This is a genomic window from Tardiphaga sp. (assembly GCF_025356345.1).
In the GTDB taxonomy this organism is placed as follows: domain Bacteria; phylum Pseudomonadota; class Alphaproteobacteria; order Rhizobiales; family Xanthobacteraceae; genus Tardiphaga.
In genome coordinates this window covers 1-16,623 of sequence record NZ_JANXTC010000306.1, presented here as the reverse complement: position 1 = coordinate 16,623, position 16,623 = coordinate 1, and the positions used below count along the sequence as shown (strand labels likewise).

The following is a 16,623-nucleotide window of genomic DNA, read 5'->3' as shown; positions in this document are numbered from 1 at the left end:
AATTCACGTCCCTTACTGATACGATGATCGCCGAAGGCATCGTGAAGTTTGCCCTCGACGATGGCGCAGTTTGATACTTCGCACGCGTAAAAAAGCTCGAATGGCAGAGGCACTCCAGTCGAATAAAGTTGCCTTATCCTTGAAGCCAGCTCGCCATTGGTACAGCCAATTTTGATCAGGCCAGGCATCGCCTCGTTCGTCAGAATATAAACGATGTCCGCCATGCCTCGCGCCCCGGTTGATCGCCGATAGCCTACCGCTGGCGATTTTGCTTGCAAGTGTCGAGCATTTCGATGGTGCCTGCGAAAACGCGGGCGCGCGGGGCCCATCTCGCCCGGCTAACCGCATTTTAACGGGCAGGGCAGCATAAACCGGCCAGCCTGTGACGGTCGATGGCGGGATGCAAATGGATGGGGGAGCGTCGATGACGAGCACCGCTGCCCGCGGCGTCGCCTCCGCGCCGGCCGCGCGCGTGCATCCGCTGTGGTGGCTTCTGATGCTGGCCGCCTTGCTGCGGCTGCCGCTGGCGTTCTGGCCCAACGCCTATGCACCCGATGAAATCTTTCAATGGCTGGAGCCGGCCTGGCGGGTGCTGGGTCATGATTCCATCATCTCCTGGGAATGGCGGCATGGCATCCGCGGCTGGGCGCTGCCGACGCTGCTGGCGGCGCCGATGGCGCTGGGTGACTGGCTGGCGCCCGGCGGCGCGGGTGGCTTTGTCGGGCCGCGGCTCGCCACAGCAATCGCGTCGCTGTCGATCGTCGCCAGCGGCTGGCTGTTCGGCGCGCGGATTTCGCGGCTGCACGCGGTGGTCGCGGCCTTCGTCACCGGGATCTGGTTCGAGCTGGTGTTCTTCGCGCCGCATACGCTGGGCGAGCCGCTGGCCACCGCGGCGATCCTCCCGGCGGCGTGGCTGCTGACGGAGCTGGCGCCGACCCGGCGGCAGCTCGCTGCCGCGGGCATGCTGCTGGCGCTGGCCTTTGTCTGCCGGTTTCAATATGCGCCGGCGGTGGCGGTGCTGGTGGCCGCCACGTCGTGGCGGCACTGGCGCCGGCTGCTGCCGCTGGGATTCGGCGCGGCCATGGTGTTGGCGTTGGCCGGCGGCATCGATGCGCTGCAGGGCACGGCCCCCTTCGCCTGGCTGATCGCCAATATCCGGTCCAACCTGCTCGACGGCCGCGCCAGCGAAGCCTATGGCGGGCATCCCTTCGGCGAATATCTCGGCAATCTGGTGGTGCTGTGGTCGGTGGCGATACTGCCGCTGGCGCTGGCGGTCTGGCGCGGCTGGCGCCGCGCGCCATGGCTGCTTGGGGTGGCGCTGGTCAATCTGCTGTTTCACAGCCTGATCAGCCACAAGGAACACCGCTTCATCTTCCTGTCGGGGGCGCTGCTGGTGCTGCTGGCGGCGCTGGGATCGGCGGACTGGATCGCGCAGCTCAAACGGCGGCCCGGCTGGTCGAACCGGGCCTTGCCGCTCGGGCTGGGCCTGTGGCTGCTGGTCTCCGCGGGCCTTGCTGCGACCGGACCGTTTGCGTCTTACTGGAGCCGGGGCATCGGCGCGGCAACGCTGGCGGGCGAACTCCGCCATGATCGCGAAATGTGCGGCCTGGCGCTGTACGAAATCCCGTTCTTCATGCTGGTCGGGCGCGAGCGGCTCGCGGGGGCGGTGCCGGTCTATTCGTTCGACGCGCGCGATCCGGCGGTTGGCGTCGGCGCCGCCGCGGCCACCTTACGGGCGCAGCCGGGCTTCAACCGCATGCTGGCGCGGCAATCGATGGCCTCCGAACTGCCGCCGGATTTTCGTGAGGGCCGTTGCGCGATGTTCTATGACGCGAAGGTCTGCATTTATGCGCGCAAGGGAAGCTGCGATCCAGCCCCGGCCACGACATTCCTGCTCAATGATGTGCTGACCCGGATCGATCTCTGAGCGCGGTCACGCGCCGCGGTCATGCGGCCATTCATCGAGCAGCGCCTGAGCCAGCCCCTTCTGCGCGTCCGGCAGGCCGCGGTTTCGTGCCGCCTGTTCCAGCGCGAAGGTGGCTTCCATATGCAGGCGGTAATGCGCCGCGTTCTGTTCGACGCCGCTGCCGGCCGCGACCTCGCCGAACACCACGTCATGGCAGCGCGCCACCGATTTCGAGGTGAAGGCGCGGCAGGTCAGCGGCCGGACCTCATAGACCGAGCAGCGATTGTCGTCGCCGAGCAGCGCACAGCGGCGCCGCAACTGTGCCGGATCGGCGGCCGCGCCGGCGGCGGCCGCCGCATCAAGCAGCTTTTGATGCAGCGCGTCGCGCCGTTCGGATGAAAACTGCGCGGCGATATGCGCGACCATCATGGTGGCGATGCCGGGCGGCACCTGGACATGAAGGTGGCAGCAGGCGCTGCAGCCGCTGCTGCAAGCCATCGCCGGCTGGTTGGGGATGTGCGCGCGCAGGCTGGCGGAAGCCGCATCGACGATCGCGGAGACGTCGCGCGCGGCCTCGGCCAGGGTTCCGGCCTGCGCCAGCGTGACGTCGCAGGCGGCGCGAAAATTCGTGAAGATCGCCTCGTAGCGGCCGGAAAGCGAGCGCATCAGGGTGCCGACGCCCTCGATCTCATCCGCCACGAAGTCGATGGCTTGTTGCGCGCTCATGCTTGCTGTCCCGGTCGTGCCCGGCATAGCCCGCGAATCGGCCGCGCGTCACGGTCAATCTGACACGGGGGCCACGGGCTCAGGCGCGCGCCTTCGCCCGCGTCGGTCGCCCGGTCAGCGTCAGTACCGACACCCCGACGATGCGGTCGATGATGCCCTGCACGTCGTTGAGGTCGCAGCGGCCGTCGGACATCTTGGTCAGCCGCTCGCCGTCGCGGATGGTCTGGTGCGCCATCGCCAGGGCGAAATGCAGCCCCCAGAACAGATCGGCGTCGGCATGGTCGGGCAACGCGCGGCGCATCGCCGCGGCAAAGCGTTTGAGATGATCGACCTCGCGGTTCTTGATCTTGCGGATCGGCGCGATCGATTCGATCGAGGCGCGGATCATGAAGCGCGCGGCGTCGGAGCGCTGCCGGTCGGGACCGAGGCAGCCGCGCAGCGTCGGACCTACCAAGGCGGCGAAGATCGCCTCGATCGAGGCGCGGCCGTCGCCCGCTTGCTCGGCGGCTTTCAATTCATTGAGCCGCTCGCGGTTGGTGGCGAGGCTGCGCGTCACGAACAGTTCGGCGATCAATTCGTCCTTGCTGCCGAAATGATAGTTCACCGCCGCGAGGTTGACGTCGGCCGCGGCGACGATGTCGCGCATCGTCACGTCGGAAAAGCCGCGCGCGGCATAAAGCCGCTCGGCCGCGGAAAGGATCGCCGTCCGGGTGTGGTCTGCTGCCATGGGGTGGGCCTATGCGCCGGGCGCGGAACGGCACGATTGCTTTTCAAACGCGTGTATGAAACTATCGTTTGACAGGCTGGGAATGTCAACGTGCCGCGGGGCATATCGGCATTCCGCGGCCATCGTCGCGCCGGTCCTGCCCGCACTGCAACAATAGCAAAAACATCTTGCGGATGTGGATCGGCGGGACAACAGTGCCGCCAAATTCGATCTGAAAAAAGGTGAGGAACGCTCCATGGATTTCAATCTCTCGACCCGTCAGCAGGAATGGCTCGACCGCGTTTCCTCGTTCATGGAAAAGCATGTGCGCCCGGCGCAGCCGATCTATCGGCAGCAGGACGAGGAAGGCGCGCGCTGGAAGGTGATTCCGATCGTCGAGGAGCTGAAGGCCAAGGCCAAGGCCGAAGGGCTCTGGAACATGTTCATGCCGCCGTCGTCGCATGAGGATGATGAATTCCACGGTGCGGGATTGAATAATCTCGAATACGCGCTGCTCGCCGAACAGATGGGTCATGTCGGCTGGTCGTCGGAAGTGTTCAACTGCTCGGCGCCCGATACCGGCAACATGGAAGTGTTCATGCGGTACGGCTCCAAGGAGCACAAGCAGAAGTGGCTGAAGCCGCTGATGAATGGCGAGATCCGTTCCGCCTTCCTGATGACCGAGCCCGCGGTGGCGTCGTCGGATGCCACCAACATCGAGACCTCGATCGTGCGCGACGGCGATGAATACGTCATCAATGGCCGCAAGTGGTGGTCGTCGGGCATGGGCGACCCGCGCTGCAAGATCATGATCGTAATGGGCAAGACCGATCCGTCGGCGGCAAAGCATCAGCAGCAGTCGCAGATCCTGGTGCCGTCCGATGCCAAGGGCGTGGTCATCGAGAAGATGCTGCCGGTGTTCGGCTTCGACGATGCGCCGCACGGCCACGGCCAGGTGCTGCTCGACAATGTCCGCGTTCCGGTCGGCAACATCCTGCTCGGCGAGGGTCGCGGCTTCGAGATCGCGCAGGGCCGTCTTGGTCCGGGCCGCATCCATCACTGCATGCGCACCATCGGCAAGGCCGAGGAAGCGCTGGAGAAGATGGTCAAGCGGCTGTCGTCACGCACCGCGTTCGGCAAGAAGATCATCGAATACTCGATCTGGGAGCAGCGCATCGCCGAGGCCCGCACCGACATCGAGATGAACCGCTTGCTGTGCCTGAAGGCGGCCGACATGATGGACAAGGTCGGCAACAAGAGCGCGCAGCTCGAAATCGCCATGATCAAGGTCGCGGCGCCCAACATGGCGCTGAAGATCATCGACCAGGCGATCCAGGCCTATGGCGCCGCCGGCGTGTCCGACGATGCCGGTCTCGCCCGCGACTATGCGTCGATGCGCACCATGCGCCTTGCCGACGGTCCGGACGAGGTCCACAACCGTGCCATTGCCCGGCTCGAGCTTCGCAAATATGCGAACGCTCCGGCCAAGCACTGAGTTGAAGCACTGACGAGGTAGCCCCGTGACGGAAGCCGTGCGAAACGACGACGATTATTCAGGCACCAAGCCGGTGGAGGAGCGTCATCGCATTGACGAGATCCGCCTTGACGCCTGGATGACGGAAAACGTCGAAGCCTATCAGGGACCGCTGACCGTCCTGCAGTTCAAGGGCGGTCAGTCCAACCCGACATATCGGCTGAATACGCCGGGGCGGGCCTATGTGATGCGGCGCAAGCCGTTCGGAAAGCTGCTGCCGTCCGCCCACGCCGTCGATCGCGAATTCAAGGTGATCGCGGCGCTGGGCAAGCAGGGCTTTCCGGTGGCCAAGGCCTATGCGCTGTGCACCGATGACGGTGTGATCGGCTCGGCGTTCTACATCATGTCGATGGAAGAGGGCCGCATCTTCTGGAATCCGGCGCTGCCTCAGCTTACCAGGGAAGAACGCCGGCCGATCTTTGTCGACAAGATCGAGACGCTGGCGAAGCTGCACATGTACGATCCCGAGGCCATCGGGCTCGGCGATTTCGGCAAGCCGGGCAATTATTTTGCCCGGCAGGTCGATCGCTGGACCAAGCAGTACAAGGCGTCGGAGACGCAGTCGATTCCGGAAATGGACCGGCTGATGGCGTGGCTGCCGACCACCGTGCCGCAGCAGGAGCGGGTGTCGGTGGTGCATGGCGACTACCGCATCGACAACATGGTATTCCACGCCACGCAGCCGAAGGTGCAGGCGGTGCTGGACTGGGAGCTATCGACCCTCGGCGATCCGATGGCCGACTTCACCTATCTGTTGATGCAGTGGACGATGCCGGGTCTCGCCGGTCTGGATTTCGCCGAGCTCAACATCCCGACCATGGATGAGGCCGCCGAGATCTATTGCAAGGCGACCGGCCGCACCACCGTGCCCGACCTGAACTGGTACTATTCCTACAATCTGTTCCGGCTGGCCGGTATTCTGCAGGGCATCGCCGGCCGTATCCGCGATGGCACGGCGTCATCGGCCAAGGCGATGGAGTCGGTCAAGCGCACCGTGCCGCTGGCCAAGGCGTCGTGGGAATACGCCCAGAAAGCCGGCGCAAAATAGTTTGGTCTCCTCTCCCCTTGTGGGAGAGAATGGCCGCGCGACAGCGCGGACGGGTGAGGGGTCGTATTTAGCTCCGTGTCTACCCCTCATCCGACGCAGGCTTCGTCCGCGTCATCTTCTCCCACAAGGGGAGAAGGAAGCACCGGCCGTTAAAACCGATCCGGAAATCGCCTTGCTCCTCTCTCCCAACCTGCGCGGAAGCCTGCTGATGGCTGCGGCCATGGCCGCCTTCAGCGTGACCGATGCGATCTCCAAATTCCTCACCGTCCAGATGAATTTCGGCGAGTTGATCCTGCTGCGCGGGATGTTCGCCTGCGTGTTGATCGGAGCCCTTGCCGCCCATCGCCGCGCGATGCGACCGCTTCGCACCCTGTTCGTAATGCCGGTGGCTTTGCGGATGTGCGGGGAGGTGGGCGGCACGATGCTATTTCTGGCGGCGATCACGCATCTGCCGCTGGCCAATGTGTCGGCGATCATCCAGTCGCTGCCGCTGGCGATCACGCTGGGTGCCATGCTGATCCTCGGCGAGCCGGTGGGATGGCGGCGCTGGCTGGCGATCGCCGCCGGCTTTGTCGGCGTCCTGATCATCGTGCGGCCAGGCGCCGAGGGATTCGACCAGTTCGCCCTGCTGGCGCTGGTCTCGGTCGCGTTTTATGCCTTGCGCGATATCGCCACCAAGCAGATCCCCGCCGAGATCCCGGCGCTGTTCGTCACCTTTCTGACTACCCTTGTGGTGACGGTCGTGGGCGGCGTGCTGATGGTTCCGCTCGGCGGCTGGACGGCGCCTTCCGGCGCGGCGCTCGGGCTGCTGGCGCTCGCGGCAGTGCTGGTGCTGATCGGCTACCAGTGCATCATCCTGGCGCTGCGGGCAGGCGACATCTCGGCGGTGGCGCCGTTTCGCTACACGCAACTGCTGTGGGCGATGCTGCTCGGCTATCTCGTGTTCGGAGATACGCCCGACGGCGCCATGGTGGTCGGCGCCAGCATCATCGTGCTGTCCGGCATCTATGCTTTCCACCGCGAGCGCGTCCGCAACCGCCCGCTGGCGACCAGTGTTTCCAGCTTGCGCGACGGATTGTGACGCGTCGTAATTATTCTTGCGATCGCAATGTCCGTCGGTCAATAGGCGTCGCACGCAATCTTAGGTAGAATTTATGCGGCGGGTGGAACGCCGCGGTGCGGACAGGTGGCAGGTGGGGCATGGCGGGGACAGCGGCACTCGACGAGCAATCCCCGGCCTATCGTGGATGGCGGGTCGTGGCCGCCTTGTTTCTGGTTGAACTGGCGATGTTCGGCTTCGGCCTTCATGGCCAGGGCGTCTATCTCACCGAGCTGCGTCGCCTCAACGACTGGCCGACGGCGCTGATCGCGACCGGGACCACGCTCTGCCTGGTACTGGGATCGCTGCTGTCGATTTTTGTCAGCGACCTGCTGGGCTGGATCGGTCCCCGTCGCCTAATGCTGGCGGGCATCGCCGCGCTGGCGGCGGCTCTGCTGGTGCTGGCATCAGCGAGCACGGTCGTGCGGCTCTATGCGGGCTTCATGGTGCTGGCCCTGGCCTGGGTCGGTCTGGGGACTGTCACGGCCGCGGCCATCATCGGCGCGTGGTTTGACCGCAAGCGCGGACTGGCGATCAGCCTTACCTTCACCGGCGCGACCTGCAGCGGCATCGCGCTTGTGCCGGGGCTGGTCCTGCTGGTCGCTTCCATCGGGTTTAGGCATGCTTTGTGGGGGGCGGCAGCCGTCATGGTGATCGTGCTGGCGCCGATCGCCGCAATTGTCCTTCGCTATCCGCGGGTCCACGAGCGGCCGGTCGCGACCACCGCGCTGTCATCTGCGTCCTTGTCACGTCTGCAATTGCTGCGCGATGCCGGCTTCTGGTCGGTCACGGCGCCGTTCGCCGCCGCGCTGTTCGTCCAGGTCGCTTTCATCGTGCATCAACTCGCGATCCTGACGCCGCGGATCGGATTTCAGCAGGCGGGCGGTGCGGTTTCACTGACCACCGCGATGGCACTCGCGGGGCGGATCATTCTTGGTCTGTTCGTGGATCGCATCAACCCGCGTCGCGCGGCTGCGCTGTCGATTCTCGGCCAGGCCTTGGCCCTCGTCATCATTGGACAATCGAGCAACCGGGACGCGCTGTTTCTCGGCTGTGCAATATTCGGTTTCTCGATTGGAAATTTGATCACCTTGCCGGCGCTGATCGTGCATCGTGAATTCGCGCCGAATGCGTTCAGCGTCGTGCTTGGCCTCTCGATGGGCGTGAGCGGCGTCATCAATGCCTGCGGACCGGCCGCGATGGGGGTGTTGCGCGACCTGACCGGCGGCTATGCAACACCGATTTTTGTCGGTGTTGCAATCCATACCGCTTCGGCGTTCGCAGTGCTGTTCAGCCCTGCCGTCGCAGCGCGCCCTGCGTGACGGGCGCGTTACCCGCCGTCGTACCCCTCACACCGGCCTGCCGGAATAGGGCATCGAGGCCGTCAGTCCGCCATCGACCGGAATCGCCTGGCCGTTGACATAGGAGGCGTCGTCGCTGGCGAGGAACAATCCCATCGCCGCCAGTTCATGGGGCTGGCCGGCCCGCTTCAGCGGGTTGAGCTGGCCGATCTTGCCATCGGTGCCGCGTTCGCGGGCATTGTCGAAGATCGGCTTGGTCATGCCGGTCTCGATCAGGCCGGGGCAGACCGCGTTGATGCGCACGCCGGTGCCGGATAGCGAATAGGCGGTGGTCTGCACCAGGCTGATGACGCCGGCCTTGCTGGCCGCGTAAGGATGGCCGGAGGCGCCGGACTTCAGGCCCGCGACGGAGGCGGTGCAGACGATCGAGCCGTATTTCTGTGCGATCATCTGCGGCATCGAATGCTTGATCGCCAGAAATGGCCCGATCAGATTGATGCGCAGGATTTCCTGCCACTGTTCGACGGTCTGGTCGAGCAACGGTACCAGCCCGCCCGAGACGCCGGCATTGGCCCAGATCGCATCGAGCCGGCCATATTTTGAAATCGCCTTGTCGATGAAGCCCTTCACATCGCTCTCGGAACCGGCATCGGCCATCACGGCCTCGATGGTGCCGCCGGCCGCGCCGACCAGTCTCGCGGTTTCCTGCACGCTGTCGCTGCGGTCGACCACGATCAGCTTGGCGCCTTCCTTGGCGAACATCACGGCGGCGGCGCGACCGATGCCGCTGCCGGCGCCGGTGATAACGACGGATTTGCCCTCGAGCCGACCCATGGTTTTCTCCCTGTTGATTGTTATTTGAGCGGCTTGCCGCCAGATGGAATTCAACTTCGCGTATCGTCAGGCAATCAGGCTTGAGGCCCTGCACGCTCTGACGTACCAGTGATGAAACAGTATTGAAGGGTGAATGCGATGTCCAATTCCGAAAAACCATTCGTGGCGCAGCACACCGTTCCCAAGGGCGTCGTTGCGACACGATGGTGGTGGGTGCGCCACGCGCCGGTTCGCAATGATGGCGGCAATATCTACGGCCAGAAGGACATGGACTGCGACTGCACCGATCAGGTGGTATTCAATGCGGTGAGTAAAATCCTGCCGCGCCGGGCGGCGTGGTTTTCCAGCAATCTGAAACGCACGCACCAGACCGCGGATGCGATCTGGGCCGCGGGTTTTCCGAAACCCGAGTCGATGCGGCATGAGCCGGAACTCGCCGAGCAGCACCTCGGCGACTGGCAGGGCCTGAACCGCGCGGCGTTCTTCGCCAGCCGTCCGATCAATGTCGGCAGCTACTGGTTCGCGCCGATCGACGAGCCGTCGCCGAATGGCGAAAGTTTCATGGATCTCTACAGCCGCGTCCGGCGCGCCATCGAGCGCATCAATATCAGCCATGCCGGACAGGACATCATCGCGGTGGCGCATGGCGGCACCATCAAGGCGGCGATCGGTCTCGCGCTCAACGACCAGCCGGACCGCGGCCTCGCCTTCACCATCGACAATTGCTCGGTGACCCGGCTCGACCATCTCGCCAGCGACGGCCATGCCGGCTGGCGGATTCCGATGGTCAACCAGCAGCCGTGGATCGCCGACGCCTCGCATGCCGCGATGCATCAGCCGGCCGGGCCGGAAGTCGCGACGTCGACAACCAAGCTGGCATGACGCCGTAATCGTCATTGCGAGGAGCACAGCGACGCGGCAATCCAGAGCTACAAACTCTGCGGGTTCTGGATTGCTTCGTCGCAACGGCTCCTCGCAATGACAGGGATATACTAAAACAAAACCGCCGCGTTGAAGCGCCGGGCACAATGGGAGAGAACGCATGACCTTGTTTGACATGACCGGAAAAGTGGCCGTCATCACCGGCTCGACGCGCGGCATCGGCCGCGCGATTGCCGAACGCATGGCCGAGCACGGCGCCAAGGTCGTGGTGTCGTCGCGCAAGCAGGATGTCTGCGATCAGGTGACGAAGGAGATCAACGATCGCTTCGGCAAGGGCACCGCGCTGGCGGTGGCCGCCAATATCTCCAGCAAGGAAAATCTTCAGAATCTGGTCGACGAGAGCAAGCGCGCCTTCGGCCAGATCGACGTGCTGGTCTGCAACGCCGCCTCGAACCCGTATTACGGGCCGCTCGCCGGCATCTCCGACGACCAGTTCAACAAGATCCTGAGCAACAATATCGTCGCCAACAACTGGCTGACCAGCATGGTGGTGCCCGACATGATCGCGCGCAAGGATGGTTCGATCATCATCGTGTCGTCGATCGGCGGGCTGAAGGGATCCACCAGCATCGGCGCCTATTGCATTTCCAAGGCCGCCGACATGCAGTTGGCGCGCAACCTCGCCTGTGAATACGGCCCGCACAATGTGCGGGTGAACTGCATCGCGCCGGGCCTGATCAAGACCGATTTCGCCAAGGCGCTGTGGGACAATCCCGACACGCTGAAATCGGCGACCGCGCGCTCGCCGCTGCTGCGCATCGGCATTCCCGACGAGATCGCCGGCGCCGCGGTGTTCCTGGGATCCGCGGCCGGTAATTTCATGACCGGCCAGTCGCTGGTCATCGACGGCGGCGCCACGATCAGTTGAGGCAATACTGTCGTTCCGGGGCGCGAACGCCGCGTGTCCCGGACGCGCTGCGGCGTTCTTCACGCCGCTGCGCAGATCCGGGATCCCGGTTTCCTGACAAGCACCGGGGCCCCGGTTCTGCGATGCACCACTGCGTGTTGCATCGCGCCCGGGGAACGCAGCCTGCTACTCCACCGCCGCGTAGACCAGGCTGCGGATCATGGTACGGAAATATTCGCGCTGGCCGGGGCCCTGCGACATGAACACCGCGAACAGCTGTTCCACCGGATCGATCCAGAAGAAGGTGCCGGCGACGCCGCTCCAGAAGAACTGGCCACGCGAGCCCGCGAACGGTGCCATGCCGTCATCGGTGCGCACCGCGAAGCCGAGGCCGAACCCGTGGCCCGGCGGCAGCAGATGGCTCTCCACCTTCACGCCCGCGGCGATATGGTTCGACGCCATGAAGGCCAGCGTCTTCGCGCCGATGATGCGGGCGCCGTCCAGTGTGCCGCCGTTGAGCAGCATCTGGCACAGCCGCGCATAATCCATCGTGGTCGAAACCAGGCCGCCGCCGCCGGACTGCATGGTGGGAATTTCCAGCGGATCGAACAGCGCCACCTTCTCGCCGGTCCACGGATCGATCGGGAACGGCTGTGCGATGCGGTGCTTGTGCTCGATCGCGGCATGAAAGCCGGTCTCGGTCATCCGCAGCGGCGCGAGGATTCGCTCGGTGAGAAAGGCGCCGAGCGACAGGCCCGAAATCACCTCGATCACCCGGCCGAGAATATCGGTCGAGCGGCTGTAATTCCACTCGGTGCCGGGCTGGCAGATCAGCGGCAGGCCGGCGACCATTGTGGCGTGTTCGGCATTGCTCATGTGGCGGTCGCGCAGATTCGACTTCTGGTACATCCGCTGCACCATGCCGTTGCCGGTGATCTCATAGGCAATGCCCGACGTGTGCCGCAGCAGGTCCTGGATGGTCATCGGACGCAGCGGCAGCGCCAGTTCGAGCGCGCCGTTGCGCTCGACGCCCACGCGGGTCTCAGCGAATTCGGGAATGTATTTGGCGAGCGGATCGTTGAGCAGCAGATGGCCGTCCTCGACCAGTTGCATGATGCCCAGCGAGACGATCGGCTTGGTCATCGAGAAGATCCGGAACAGGCTGTCGGTGGCCATCGCCGGGCCGGCCGCGGGGCCCTGCTGGCCGAACGCCTCGAAGAAGCCGATCTGGCCGCGCCGCGCCACCAGCATGGTCAGGCCGGGCGTGGTGCCCTTGTCGATCTCGCGCTTGAACGCGTCCGACATCCTGGCCAGACGGGCGGATGACAGCCCCAGAGTTTCCGGCCGGGCTCGCGGCAATTCGGGGGTGTGTGGAGCAGGGGCCTGCTGGATGGCACTTTGAACTGTCATGAATGGTCTCCCGGATGTCTTGCGATTGATCTTGTCGTTGGCCGGACTACATAGGGGGCGTGACCGGCATGGTCTGACGAGAATGGCAGGCAAGTTCACCCTTGAACAGCGGCGTTTTCTTGAGTAACCAGCCGCCGGTTCGAAGCCCACGCAGGGGCGTGGCTAAACAAGGTGGATCATGGCCAAGGCAAAGTTTGAACGTAACAAGCCGCATTGCAACATCGGTACGATCGGTCACGTCGATCATGGCAAGACGTCGCTGACGGCGGCGATTACCAAGGTTCTGGCGGAATCCGGCGGTGCGACGTTCACGGCCTATGACCAGATCGACAAGGCGCCTGAGGAAAAGGCCCGCGGCATCACGATCTCGACCGCGCACGTCGAATACGAGACCGCCAACCGCCATTACGCCCACGTCGATTGCCCGGGCCACGCCGATTATGTGAAGAACATGATCACCGGCGCCGCGCAGATGGATGGCGGCATTCTCGTCGTCTCCGCCGCCGACGGCCCGATGCCGCAGACCCGCGAGCACATCCTGCTGGCGCGCCAGGTCGGCGTGCCCGCGCTGGTCGTGTTCCTGAACAAGTGCGACATGGTCGACGATCCGGAACTGCTCGAACTGGTCGAGATGGAAGTTCGCGAACTTCTCTCCAAGTACGATTTCCCCGGCGACGATATTCCGATCATCAAGGGCTCGGCGCTGGCCGCGCTGGAGAATTCGGACGTCAAGCTCGGCCATGACGCGATCATCGAACTGATGGCAGCGGTGGATTCCTACATCCCGCAGCCGGAGCGCCCGATCGACCAGCCGTTCCTGATGCCGGTGGAAGACGTGTTCTCGATCTCGGGTCGCGGCACCGTCGTCACCGGCCGCGTCGAGCGCGGCATCGTCAAGGTCGGCGAGGAAATCGAGATCGTCGGTCTGAAGGACACCCAGAAGACCATCGTCACCGGCGTTGAAATGTTCCGCAAGTTGCTCGATCAGGGCCAGGCTGGCGACAACATCGGCGCGCTGCTGCGCGGCACCAAGCGGGAAGACGTCGAGCGCGGCCAGGTGCTGTGCAAGCCGGGTTCGGTGAAGCCGCACACCAAGTTCAAGGCCGCGGCCTACATCCTGACCAAGGAAGAGGGCGGTCGTCACACCCCGTTCTTCACCAACTATCGCCCGCAGTTCTACTTCCGCACCACCGACGTGACCGGTGTGGTGCATCTGCCCGAGGGCACCGAAATGGTGATGCCGGGTGACAACATCGACATGGAAGTGCACCTGATCGTGCCGATCGCCATGGAAGAGAACCTGCGCTTCGCCATCCGCGAAGGTGGCCGGACCGTGGGTGCCGGCGTGGTGGCCTCTATTATCGAATAAATCGGGAAAACAGGGCGGGAGGCGGATGGCGGGCAGTTTGCCCTCCATTCGCCTTCCGCCTTTTCATTCCCCTCTTGCAAATCAGGCGCCGTCTATGCTTCAAACGGCGCGAAACGGTTACGTTGCCGTTTCCGTAGGGGTGTAGCTCAGTTGGTAGAGTACCGGTCTCCAAAACCGGTTGTCGTAGGTTCGAGCCCTACCGCCCCTGCCAATGATTTCAATGGCTTAGCTCCGGCTTGCGCCCGGGCATCGGCGCCGACGACTAATCGACGCCAACCAGTGCCCGTCGTCCTCGCAGAGGATCATGCCGTCACGAGCGAATTGCGGGATACGGTGATCCGTGTCGCCGTCGGGTAACGCCGATCAGTCTAGCCTCAACGATGTCGTCCTGTTTTGAGCGCTAGCCACAGTCGGCGAGTGTTTAACTGTGCCGCTTCTTGTATTGCTGCTTGGCGCCGGTCTATATCGCGCCTTTATTGCATGGGGAATATCTAATGAATCGCGTTTTCGGGGCTCTGCTTGTTGTTGGCTTGTCCGCTCAATCAGCGCTGGCTTTCGATCTGACGGTGAACAACAAATCCAAATACGACATCCACGAATTGTACGTCTCGAAGAGCAAGTCATCCGAATGGGGTCCCGATCAGTTGCGCAAGGACACCATCGATGCCGGCAAGAAATTCACCTTGCGCAATGTCTCGGACGGGACCTGGGATCTCAAGGTCGTCGATGAGGATGGCACCGAGTGCACCATTGAGGACGCCACGTTCGATGAGAGCAAGGAATGGACGATCACCAGCAAGATGCTCGAGCGCTGCGACAAGTTCGGCAACTGACCATCGCGGGTCTCTGATCGTCTAAACGAGATTGAAACAGCCTTCGCTAATAATTAGCGAAGGCTGTTTTTTCGATAGCTTGCCCAGATCCCGGACGGCGATACGGTGGCGATCTGGGGCCGCGGCCCGGTCGGGCAGTTTGCGATCCGCTCGGCCCTCATGCTCGGGGCAGGGCGGCTGATCGCCATCGACGACGTGCCGGAGCGGCTCGCGATGGCCGAGGTCGGCGGCACCGAGACCATCAATTTTTCGCAAACCGACGTCCATGACGAGTTGATGAAACGCACCGACAAGCGCGGGCTGGACAGTTGCAACGACGCGGTGGGCGCCGAGGTGGCCGGTCATGGCGCGATCGACGCCGTGCTGGACAGGGGCAAGGCGGCCACCTTCTGGCGACCGATCGCGTCCATGTGCCGCGGCAGGCGATCATGGCGTCCGCAAGCCCGGCACGTTCTCTAATCCCCGGCGTTTATGTCGGCATGGGCGCCAAGATCCGGCTCGGCGCGGCGATGAGCAAGGGACTGACCATCAAGATCGGACCGACCCGTGTGCAGGCCTATACCAGGCCGCTGCTGGCGCGAATCGAGGGGGGCGACATCGATCCCAGTTTCGTCGTCGCTGACCAGGCGAGCCTTGAGGAAGCCCCCGAAATGTACCGTAAGTTCCGTGACAAGCAGGACCGCGTCATCGAGGTGGTGATGCGACCGGGCCGGTAAAAGAGCGCCCTGCATGGGGTGAATGGGGCGTATCGCCCCGGGCTGTCCTCGGTCGAGGAGCCCGGGCCGTCTTCTCGAGGGCCCGGGGCGGCGTGCATGGACCTGACGATAGTTTGCCCGATTGCGGCCATCTTGACCTTTTGCCCGGGCCGCCCTACAAAGCTGCACTCGCTGTCGGCCCGCTTAGACGGACTTCCGACGCGGCTTTGATTTCCCGAAACAAAAGAGCCCGCTTGGCGGCTCATTCCTCGGAAGAGGGCTGGGCGCAAGAGGGCTGTTCGGATTCCCGAAACCTAACAGTCGTCTCACGACGGATGCGGACAGTAAACGATGGCGTTCAGCCCGTTCAAATTCCTGCAGGAAGTGCGCACCGAGACCAACAAGGTCTCGTGGCCGTCGCGTCGCGAAACCATGATCACGACCATCATGGTGTTCGTGATGGTGGCGCTGTCCTCGGTCTTCTTCTTTGCGGCGGATCAGATCATCCGCCTGCTGGTCACCTTTTTGCTCGGCATTCACTAACTCGGAACTGAATTATGAGCATGCGCTGGTATATCGTTCACGCCTACTCCAACTTCGAAAAGAAGGTCATGGAGTCGATCAAGGAGCAGGCCAAGCAGCGGGGCCTGGAAGACCTGTTCGAGCAGATCCTGGTGCCGACCGAGAAGGTCACGGAAGTGCGCCGCGGCCGCAAGATCGATGCCGAGCGAAAATTCTTCCCGGGCTACGTGCTGGTGAAGATGAAGCTCACCGACGAAGCCTTCCATCTGATCAAGAACACCCCGAAGGTCACGGGCTTCCTCGGCGCCGAAAACAAGCCGATGCCGATCACCGAGCCCGAGGCGATGCGCATCCTGCACCAGGTGCAGGAAGGCGTGGAGCGCCCGAAGGCGTCGGTGTCGTTCGAGATCGGCGAGAACGTCCGCGTGGCCGACGGCCCGTTCGCCTCGTTCTCCGGTGTGGTCGAGGAAATCGACGAGGCGCGTTCGCGCGTCAAGGTGGCGGTGTCGATCTTCGGTCGCGCCACCCCCGTCGAACTGGAATTCGGTCAGGTCGAAAAGGTCTGATCGTAATACGCGAAGCGCGCTTCGCGTGACGAAAGTGCGAAGCACATCTTCGCATGAGCGCTGTGGGAGGAAGAGGGCGGTTGCCAGCCGCTCGTCGACCCAACCACGGTACCTGCAACCGCCGGCCTCGCGCCGGCACAACAGGAGTGACACATGGCAAAAAAAGTGACCGGATACCTGAAGCTTCAGGTGCCGGCCGGTGCGGCGAATCCTTCGCCCCCGATCGGTCCCGCGCTTGGTCAGCGCGGCCTCAACATCATGGAATTCTGCAAGGCGTTCAACGCG

The 16,623-nt window shown here is 63.8% G+C and carries 18 protein-coding genes, 1 tRNA gene and 1 pseudogene; 15 read left to right on the top strand and 5 right to left on the bottom strand.

All coding sequences use genetic code 11. The annotated features are described in order from the left end of the window. On the bottom strand, positions 1-224 hold a 224-nt coding region (locus Q0S16_RS18815), incomplete at its 3' end, for a GIY-YIG nuclease family protein (RefSeq protein WP_295851348.1). Between the two features lie 200 nt (positions 225-424). On the opposite strand from Q0S16_RS18815, the gene Q0S16_RS18810 reads away from it, so the two are divergent. Then, positions 425-1,927, top strand: coding sequence for a 4-amino-4-deoxy-L-arabinose transferase (locus Q0S16_RS18810; RefSeq protein ID WP_295851345.1), 1,503 nt, complete (start codon positions 425-427; stop codon positions 1,925-1,927). Between the two features lie 6 nt (positions 1,928-1,933). Here Q0S16_RS18810 and Q0S16_RS18805 read toward each other — a convergent pair whose 3' ends face one another. Further along, positions 1,934-2,632 carry a YkgJ family cysteine cluster protein gene (locus tag Q0S16_RS18805; RefSeq protein ID WP_295851343.1) on the bottom strand — a complete coding sequence of 233 codons (699 nt, stop codon included), beginning with the start codon at positions 2,630-2,632 and terminating at the stop codon, positions 1,934-1,936. A gap of 79 nt (positions 2,633-2,711) precedes the next feature. Beyond that, the gene (locus tag Q0S16_RS18800; RefSeq protein ID WP_295851341.1) at positions 2,712-3,359 is read right to left on the bottom strand and encodes a TetR/AcrR family transcriptional regulator; all 648 of its coding nucleotides are present in this window, start codon (positions 3,357-3,359) and stop codon (positions 2,712-2,714) included. 235 nt (positions 3,360-3,594) lie between these two features. On the opposite strand from Q0S16_RS18800, the gene Q0S16_RS18795 reads away from it, so the two are divergent. The 4 genes from Q0S16_RS18795 to Q0S16_RS18780 all read left to right on the top strand — a co-directional run bounded on the left by Q0S16_RS18795 (position 3,595) and on the right by Q0S16_RS18780 (position 8,341). Continuing rightward, positions 3,595-4,833 carry an acyl-CoA dehydrogenase family protein gene (locus Q0S16_RS18795; RefSeq protein ID WP_295851338.1) on the top strand — a complete coding sequence of 413 codons (1,239 nt, stop codon included), beginning with the start codon at positions 3,595-3,597 and terminating at the stop codon, positions 4,831-4,833. 25 nt (positions 4,834-4,858) lie between these two features. Beyond that, the gene (locus tag Q0S16_RS18790) at positions 4,859-5,920 is read left to right on the top strand and encodes a phosphotransferase family protein (RefSeq protein ID WP_295851335.1); all 1,062 of its coding nucleotides are present in this window, start codon (positions 4,859-4,861) and stop codon (positions 5,918-5,920) included. 172 nt (positions 5,921-6,092) lie between these two features. Beyond that, complete coding sequence (locus Q0S16_RS18785) at positions 6,093-7,001, top strand: DMT family transporter (RefSeq protein ID WP_295851332.1); 909 nt, start codon at positions 6,093-6,095, stop codon at positions 6,999-7,001. 176 nt (positions 7,002-7,177) lie between these two features. Next, positions 7,178-8,341: an MFS transporter gene (locus Q0S16_RS18780; protein ID WP_295851329.1), complete on the top strand. Its 1,164-nt coding sequence runs from the start codon at positions 7,178-7,180 to the stop codon at positions 8,339-8,341. A 27-nt stretch (positions 8,342-8,368) separates the two neighbouring features. Here Q0S16_RS18780 and Q0S16_RS18775 read toward each other — a convergent pair whose 3' ends face one another. After that, complete coding sequence (locus Q0S16_RS18775) at positions 8,369-9,154, bottom strand: SDR family oxidoreductase (protein WP_295851324.1); 786 nt, start codon at positions 9,152-9,154, stop codon at positions 8,369-8,371. A 138-nt stretch (positions 9,155-9,292) separates the two neighbouring features. Between Q0S16_RS18775 and Q0S16_RS18770 the strand changes: the two genes are divergently transcribed. Together Q0S16_RS18770 and Q0S16_RS18765 are read left to right on the top strand one after the other, a co-directional pair. Further along, positions 9,293-10,036, top strand: coding sequence for a histidine phosphatase family protein (locus Q0S16_RS18770; protein ID WP_295851320.1), 744 nt, complete (start codon positions 9,293-9,295; stop codon positions 10,034-10,036). Between the two features lie 160 nt (positions 10,037-10,196). Continuing rightward, the gene (locus Q0S16_RS18765; protein ID WP_295851316.1) at positions 10,197-10,964 is read left to right on the top strand and encodes an SDR family oxidoreductase; all 768 of its coding nucleotides are present in this window, start codon (positions 10,197-10,199) and stop codon (positions 10,962-10,964) included. A 165-nt stretch (positions 10,965-11,129) separates the two neighbouring features. Here the strand turns inward: Q0S16_RS18765 and Q0S16_RS18760 are convergent, their stop codons facing one another. Further along, positions 11,130-12,353: a serine hydrolase domain-containing protein gene (locus Q0S16_RS18760; RefSeq protein WP_295851313.1), complete on the bottom strand. Its 1,224-nt coding sequence runs from the start codon at positions 12,351-12,353 to the stop codon at positions 11,130-11,132. 178 nt (positions 12,354-12,531) lie between these two features. Here Q0S16_RS18760 and tuf point away from each other — a divergent pair, with 178 nt between their 5' ends. The 8 genes and pseudogenes from tuf to Q0S16_RS18720 form a co-directional block, all read left to right on the top strand. After that, positions 12,532-13,722: an elongation factor Tu gene (tuf, locus tag Q0S16_RS18755; protein ID WP_295851309.1), complete on the top strand. Its 1,191-nt coding sequence runs from the start codon at positions 12,532-12,534 to the stop codon at positions 13,720-13,722. A 135-nt stretch (positions 13,723-13,857) separates the two neighbouring features. Further along, positions 13,858-13,933, top strand: a tRNA-Trp gene (locus tag Q0S16_RS18750). A gap of 319 nt (positions 13,934-14,252) precedes the next feature. After that, a complete protein-coding gene (locus Q0S16_RS18745) occupies positions 14,253-14,555 on the top strand; it encodes a hypothetical protein (RefSeq protein WP_295851307.1) in 303 nt (100 codons plus the stop codon). Between the two features lie 105 nt (positions 14,556-14,660). Continuing rightward, positions 14,661-15,014 carry a zinc-binding dehydrogenase gene (locus Q0S16_RS18740; RefSeq protein ID WP_295851304.1) on the top strand — a complete coding sequence of 118 codons (354 nt, stop codon included), beginning with the start codon at positions 14,661-14,663 and terminating at the stop codon, positions 15,012-15,014. Beyond that, entirely contained in the window at positions 14,984-15,271 is a 288-nt protein-coding gene (locus Q0S16_RS18735; RefSeq protein WP_295851351.1) for a hypothetical protein, read from the top strand. The genes Q0S16_RS18740 and Q0S16_RS18735 overlap by 31 nt, the downstream gene beginning before the upstream one ends. Positions 15,272-15,601: 330 nt before the next feature. Beyond that, the gene (gene secE, locus Q0S16_RS18730) at positions 15,602-15,793 is read left to right on the top strand and encodes a preprotein translocase subunit SecE (protein ID WP_295851301.1); all 192 of its coding nucleotides are present in this window, start codon (positions 15,602-15,604) and stop codon (positions 15,791-15,793) included. Between the two features lie 14 nt (positions 15,794-15,807). Continuing rightward, positions 15,808-16,338: a transcription termination/antitermination protein NusG gene (nusG, locus tag Q0S16_RS18725; RefSeq protein WP_295851298.1), complete on the top strand. Its 531-nt coding sequence runs from the start codon at positions 15,808-15,810 to the stop codon at positions 16,336-16,338. Positions 16,339-16,491: 153 nt separating this feature from the next. Next, positions 16,492-16,623: pseudogene (locus Q0S16_RS18720) on the top strand (50S ribosomal protein L11); the annotation flags it as partial.